Here is a 6,598-nt window from a genome sequence, read left to right on the forward strand (position 1 = left end):
GACCGGGGCAAGTCAAGAGCAGTGCTCTCTCTTGTGGTCACTGCTCTCACCGGACAGAATGGCCGGCATGACGGCGTCCCAGACCGCGCGGCAGCTGGCCCGCGCCGAACTCACCCGGGCCATCAAGGCGTCCGCCACCCGGCAGCTCGGCGAGACCGGCGCCGCCGCGCTGTCGCTCCGCGCGGTGGCGCGCGACCTGGGGCTGGCCTCCTCGGCGCTCTACCGCTACTTCCCCAGTCGGGACGCCCTGTTGACGGCGCTGATCGTCGACGCGTTCAACGCGATCGGCGCCGCCGCCGAGGCGGCGGCGGTCGGGCCCGCCGCTCCCGGGGCCCGCTGGCTGGCCGCCTGCCGGGCGGTCCGTCGCTGGGCGCTGGCCCATCCGCAGGAGTTCGCCCTGGTCTACGGCTCCCCGGTGCCCGGCTACCAGGCCCCGCCCGACACCGTGGACCCGGCCACCCGGATCACCCGGCTGCTGGCCGCCCTGGTCCTGGAGGCCCACGCGCAGGGGCAGTTGCGCCCGCCGGCGCAGCCGCTGCCGGGCCCGGGGCTGATCACCCGACGGGTGCTGGACCCGCTCGGCGGCCCGCCCGCCGCGCCGTACGCGGACCTGGTGGAGCGGTCGCTGACGCTGTGGATCTCGCTGGTCGGCACGGTCGGCTTCGAGCTGTTCGGTCACCTGGACGCGGTGGTCACCGACTTCGACGCGTACTTCGACGCCACGGTGGTCGTCGCGGCGGAGGCGGTCGGTCTCGCGGTCCCGCTGGGGGAGTAGCCGGGGCCGCGCGCCCGGACGGGTGCGCGGCCCCGAGGGTGGGTCGGGTGTCGGGTCAGCCGGTCAGGTCGGGGCGCTGGGTGACGCGGATCGCGTTCAGCAGCGTCTTGCCGTTGGCGGCCACGAAGCGGACGTCGAGGCGGCCGTCGGTGACGGTGACGGTGAAGGACTGGGTGAGGGCCTTGCGGCTGCCCACCCTGAGGGCGATGTCGAGGTCGGGGATCACCTCCCGGTCCTCGATCAGCACGTCGAAGACCCGGGTGTCGGGCGACTTGCGGTCGAGCTCGGCGAAGTCCAGCTCGACGGTGTAGACGCCGTTGGGCACGTGGTCGAAGGCGTAGCCGTACATGCCCTCGCGGGCGGTCTGGAAGCGCTTCGGGTCGGTGGTACCGGCGATGGCCTCCCGGGTGTCCTTGGCCGAGGACTTGCCCTGGTAGCCGTAGCCGCCGGTGGCGTACTCGCGGTCCTTGGTCCAGCTGTCACCGAGCGAGTCGGTGAAGCCGCCGGTGGCGCCGGCGTCCAGGGCGACCTGGTAGCCGGGGACCACCACCGTGACGGGGAGGGTGAGTTGGGGTGCCCGGCCGCTCGCGGAGCGGATCAGCAGCTGGGCGGTCAGGACGGTGCCGGGCGCGCTGCCGGCGGTGTCCAGGGACAGCTTGACGGTCTGCCTGCCACCGGTGCCGAGGTCGCCGGCGGCCGGTTCGACCTTCAGCCAGGCGGCGTCGACCGCCTCGGTGACGGTGTACGCCGTCGGGGCACCGGAGTTGGCGAGCTCGAAGGTGCGGGTGCGGGTCTGCCCGGCGGGCACCACGGCGGTCAGCGCGGGCACCGAACTGGTGACCCGGCCGGTGGCCAGCGCGGTGACGGGCCGCTGGACCGCGCCCGCCGTCACGGTGACCGGGCCGGTGGCGGTGGCGTAGTTGGCCGCGCCGGTCTCCAACCGGTAGTCCCCGGCGGCGGGTTGCAGCACATAGCCGCCGTCCTCACCGCTGGTGGCGGTGCCGGCCGTGGCACCGGCGGCGGTGAGCAGCTTGACGGTGGCCCCGGCCAGCGGCTTCCCGTCGTTGGCGTCGGTCACGGTGCCGCGCAGCAGCCCCGTCTTGCCGGGCCGGAAGGTGACGGCCAGTCCGTCGGTGAGCACGGCGGTGTTCAGCGCGTACTGGAGCGCGTCGGTGCCGGTGGCGTTCTCCAGGCCGACGGTGGCGCCCGATCCGGCCGCAGGACCGGCGGCGGCGGTGTCCTTGTAGCGGTAGGTGAAGCTGCCGTCCTCGCCGATCGCGACCGAGAAGGAGAGCCGCACGGTGCGGTCGGAGTAGAAGGTGACGTTGCGCCACTCGACCACGAAGGCCCGGTCGGTGCCGGTGCCCGTGGTGGCCGTGTAGACACCGGAGTTGGCGTCCAGGTAGAGGTCGTCCCAGAGCGGATAGAGCGAGCCGTTGGGCAGGCCGGGGGAGGGGATGGCGCCGTTGCTGTAGAGGGTCGAGGCGGCCGGGAAGGAGAACACGCCGTCGGTGCTGACGTACCCGGCGGTGTACACGTTCCCGTACAGCGGGACCGCGAACGGCAGCCTGACCTGCTCGGCGGCGGTGTCGCCAGTGAGGGCCAGCTTGGTGGTGCCGCCGACCCAGTCGCCGGCGGCGGCGGCGCAGCTGTAGCCGAACGTGTCGGTGCGGACCGGCAGTTCGATGTCGGCGGTGGTGTCACCGGTGAGCGACAGGTGCCGCTGGGCCTGGTCGGCGCAGCGGTACGGGGAGCTCGCGGTCACGTCGTACTCACCGAGCGGGAGGGTGAGCCGGTAGCGGCCGGCGGCGTCGGCGGTGGCGCTGACCGGGGTGCCGGTGGCGGTGACCACCGAGCCGGCCGCCGGGGCGCCACCGCTGCGGACGGTACCGGTGACGACGGCGGAGGGGGCCTGCTCGACCGCGAAGTCCCGGGTGACGGTCTGGTCGGCGACCACCACGGCGTCGGCGGTGGCGGGCAGGTAGCCGTACTTGGTCACCTTGAGGCGGTAGCTGCCCTCGGCCAGGTTGGCCAGACTGTACGAGCCGTCGGCGCCGGTCACGGCGGTGCGGTCGATCGCACCGTCCGCCAGCACGGTGGCACCGGCCAGCGCGGCGCCGCCCGAGGTGACACGGCCGGTGAGGGTGCCGACCGGGCCGTGCGGGGCGGCGGAGACCGCCGCGTAGGCGTCGAGCTTGCCCTCGCCGAAGATGTTGTTCTTCGCGGCCGTGCCGCCGCAGGCCGTGGCGTCGGTGTCGACGGCGGTGCGGTCCAGCAGGGCCCGGGTCTCGGCCACGTTGCCGCGCAGGGAGGGTGCGTAGGCCCAGATCAGGGCCACCGTCGCGGCGGTGTGCGGGCTGGCCATCGAGGTGCCGCTGAACGCGGCGTAGCCGGCGCCCGGCACGCTGGAGCGGACGTTCTCACCGGGCGCGGCCAGGTCGGGCTTGAGCTGCCCGCTCTCGCCGGGGCCCCGGGAGGAGAAACTGGAGATGGCACCGGCGCTGTTGAACGAGCCGGAGGAGTACCCGTTGGTGTAACCACCCGGGTAGCCGTTGGAGTTGCAGCTCGGGCCGCTGTTGCCGTTGGAGAAGGCGGGGAAGATCCCTGCGTCCACCCAGGCCTGCACGGTCAGCCGGTACCAGTCGTCGTAGAGCGTGCCGCCCCAGGAGTTGTTCACCACGTCCGGCGCGAGATCGGGGCGCGGGTTGTTACCGCTCAGGTCGGTGGGGGCGATCACCCACTGGCCGGCCGCGAGCAGCGAGGCGTCCGAGCAGCTGTTGGTCTCGCAGCCCTTGGCGGCGATCCACTTGGCACCGGGAGCGACGCCGATCCGGTCGGCGCCGGCGGAGCCGACCATGGTGCCCATGGTGTGGGTGCCGTGGTCGTTGTTGTCGCAGGGGGCGGCGGACGGGCAGACGCTCGCCGGGTCGAACCAGTTGTAGTTGTGGTCGTACGCCCCGTCCGCGCTGCGGCCGCGGTACTGGGCGTTGACGGCCGGGTGGGTGTAGTCGACACCGGAGTCGATGTTGGCGACCACGATGCCCTCGCCCCGGTCGCCCAGCTCGTCCCAGACCCGTGGGGCACCGATCCGGTCGACGTTCCACTCGACCGCGTCCGCCGCCTTGGGCTCGGCGGTGGCCGGGATGACCTCGTCCAGCTTGACGGTCTGCTCGGCGCGGATGGAGGCGACCTCGGGCTGCTGCGCCAGCGTGTCCAGCAGCTTGCGGTCACCGGTCACCCGGATCGCGTTGACGATCCAGTAGGAGCGGTAGTCGGCCCGGACGGCGTCGAGCAGGCCGCGCAGGTGCGCCTGGCTGGTGTCCGCGTGGGTGGTCTTGGCGCGCAGCAGGGCCTCGGCCTTGGCCGTCTTGGTGGTGGCGCGCTGCGCTTCGACCGTGGTGGCCTGGGAGTTGAGCTGGACCCAGTACACCGCCTTGTCGTCGTCGGCCAGCTGGTCCAGCACCTTCGCCTCGATCTTGGCGGCGGCGGGTACGGACGCGGTGGGTGGCGCCGGTGGTGCGGCCGGTGCGGCGAAAGCCGGTGCGGCGAGGGTGGCCATCGGGAGGGCGAGGGCGGCGAGCAGCCCGGTCAGGGCCGTACGCCGGCGGCTGGTCCGTAATGCCACGGATTCTCCTTCACGCGGTGGCGGCGGCCTGGGGGCCGCCGCGCGGACGGGTGAGAACAGTGGTGCGGTCGCCATCCCTGCCCGGACGGGGGCGGGCGGGAAACCGGATTTGAGTGGCAGGAACATGCCACTGTCATCAAGTGGCTTGTGGTGCGGGTGGTCTGACGCAGGGTCGGTGGACGGTGCGGTGTGCATGGCGGGGCTCGGGTGGGGCCTGCTCGGTGGTGGGGCCGGTGTTGCAATCGGGACCGTGCGTGCGGGAGGTGGTGGAAGTCACTCGGCGAATGGTTGGGATCGCCCGTCGTGGGCCGTCCGGTGGCTCGATGGGTCGTGTGCGGTCTGTAAGCTCATCGGGTTGTCTTTACAAGAACCACACATGGCAGGGGTCGGCGTCCGCGTCCGGCCCGGCTGTCCGATTGCCACGCAGAAGGTCTCCCATGAAGTTCCGCACCACGGTCGTCACGGCCACCCTGATCGCTGTCTCGGTACCGGCCGCCCTCTCGGTGGCACCCGCCTTCGCCGGCACCACCGCGGTGGTCCGACTCCATGGCACCGTCGCGCAGTTGGAGCAGAACGCCGCCGATGCGCGGGCCGGGTACGAAGCGGTCCTGGCCAAGGAGACCGCGCGCCGGCAGGAGCTGACCGCACTGCTGAGGAGCGGATGGTTCCCCGAGGCGATCCAGGCTCGGCAGGACGCGGCGACGGCGGCCGTGCGGCAGGCCGAGGTCGCCAAGGCGGAGGCCGACCGGGTGCGGGCCGAGCGCAACGACGCGATCGACGCCCTGCCCGCCACCACCACCGATGACGAGCGGGTGGCGGCCCTCCGGGAGCTCGGCAAGGCCGATCTCGCCGCCAAGGCCGCCGCCGCCACGCTGGCCGGTGCCGAGCAGGAGCTCGCCGCGGCGGCCGAGCAGGGCCAGGACTGGCGGGTCGGGCTGGTGCAGCAGGTCAGCGTCTCCGAGGGGGCCGTGGCCGACGCGCTGGCGGTGAGCCAGGCGGCCGACCGGGCGCTGGCCGACGCGCGGGCCGCCGAGGCGCAGCGGCCGACCCCGACCCCCACCCCGACTCCCACGCCCGCCGTTCCCACCGGTGGTACCGCGACCGCCACCGCCGGGGCGACCGTTGCGGCAGAGGCTGGCGCCGCCGGCTCGGTCCGGGTCGAGGACACCGCCGTGACCGTGCCGACGAGTCCGACGGCCGCTGCCTCGGTGGGGTCGACCCCCACGGCGCCGGTCGTTCATGAGGGCGAGCTCGCCGAGACCGGGTCCTCCTCGGCCTCCACCGTGCTCGCGATCGCCGGCGTCGCGACCATGGCGCTGGGCGCCGGAGCCGTGGTGGTGGCCCGCCGCCGCAAGGGCGACGCGGACCGCTGAGCCGACGAAGAGTCCGACCTCCTGGTCCCCAGCGGCCGAAAGGCCGTGAGCTGCGCAGGGGGGGGCGTCCGGGAAGTGGCGGGCAGCCGTTGGACGGTCAGGTCGCTGCTCGCTGCCACCTGAGAGGGAGTCATCCGGCCGCGGATGCCACAACGCCTGGTCGTCGACGGGCGGTGGTTCAGTGCGCTTGCAGAGGCACATCGCCTCGGTCCTTGTCGGCTCCGGCGCGAGTTCCGCGAAGCTGCCTGTCACGTCGTGCCGTGTATCACCGGGGGCAAAGTTCGCTGGAAAGCTCGGGCGGCTCCTGCGGGATCGAGCTGGGCAACATGGGCGACGTCCGCGAGGTCCAGGTTCCGGATCGATAGGTTCGTGTGGATGTCGTGGATTCCGACGGGGACAGCACGGGCCGATCTGCTGATCCTCACAATCCTCGTCGCTCTCGCACACGTCTCTGGTCAGGACAGCCACCGCCATCAGCGCATGGTCATGGTTCGGTCGTCGACGAAGACGACGCTCAGATCCTCGTCCACGGGCACGGCTGCACCCACGTCGTGGGTCACGGCGCCGGACCACGCTGGGGCGTTGATGAGTCCGAGGATCGTCTGCACGACCAGCGCGATCGAGAGCGTGTACGCCCGAATACGCAGGGCCGTCCGCGCTCGCGGGCACTTCCCCAACGAGGCCACCGCGCTCAAGTGCGCCTGCAGGGCCGTCATGAGTTTGGACCCACTGAAGTTCCCCCGTGATCCTGGACACTCGTTCTTATGCTGCGAGGGTGTGTCGTTGTCGGGTTTCGTGTGGGGTGAGGTAGCCCCAGCTGGGGTG

The 6,598-nt window shown here is 72.7% G+C and carries 3 protein-coding genes and 1 pseudogene; 3 read left to right on the plus strand and 1 reads right to left on the minus strand.

Annotated elements, in window-relative coordinates:
- Positions 1-67: 67 nt before the first annotated feature.
- Positions 68-775 (plus strand): TetR/AcrR family transcriptional regulator, encoded by a 708-nt coding sequence (locus ACIRPK_RS17160; RefSeq protein ID WP_403039170.1) that lies wholly within the window; start codon positions 68-70, stop codon positions 773-775.
- A 55-nt stretch (positions 776-830) separates the two neighbouring features.
- Here ACIRPK_RS17160 and ACIRPK_RS17165 read toward each other — a convergent pair whose 3' ends face one another.
- On the minus strand, positions 831-4,400 hold the full coding sequence (locus ACIRPK_RS17165) for a S8 family serine peptidase (protein WP_403039173.1): 3,570 nt from the start codon (positions 4,398-4,400) through the stop codon (positions 831-833).
- 437 nt (positions 4,401-4,837) lie between these two features.
- On the opposite strand from ACIRPK_RS17165, the gene ACIRPK_RS17170 reads away from it, so the two are divergent.
- Both ACIRPK_RS17170 and ACIRPK_RS17175 read left to right on the plus strand, forming a co-directional pair.
- Positions 4,838-5,773: an LAETG motif-containing sortase-dependent surface protein gene (locus tag ACIRPK_RS17170; protein ID WP_403039176.1), complete on the plus strand. Its 936-nt coding sequence runs from the start codon at positions 4,838-4,840 to the stop codon at positions 5,771-5,773.
- A gap of 594 nt (positions 5,774-6,367) precedes the next feature.
- Positions 6,368-6,502, plus strand: a pseudogene (locus ACIRPK_RS17175) (transposase); the annotation flags it as partial.
- Between the last annotated feature and the right edge of the window lie 96 nt (positions 6,503-6,598).

Source organism: Kitasatospora sp. NPDC101801 (genome assembly GCF_044766665.1).
In the GTDB taxonomy this organism is placed as follows: domain Bacteria; phylum Actinomycetota; class Actinomycetes; order Streptomycetales; family Streptomycetaceae; genus Kitasatospora.

Excerpts from the sequence above, each read along its gene's own strand:
- ACIRPK_RS17160 (WP_403039170.1), top strand. The coding sequence starts at position 68 with ATGACGGCGTCCCAGACCGCGCGGCAGCTGGCCCGCGCCGAACTCACC.
- ACIRPK_RS17170 (WP_403039176.1), top strand. The coding sequence starts at position 4,838 with ATGAAGTTCCGCACCACGGTCGTCACGGCCACCCTGATCGCTGTCTCG.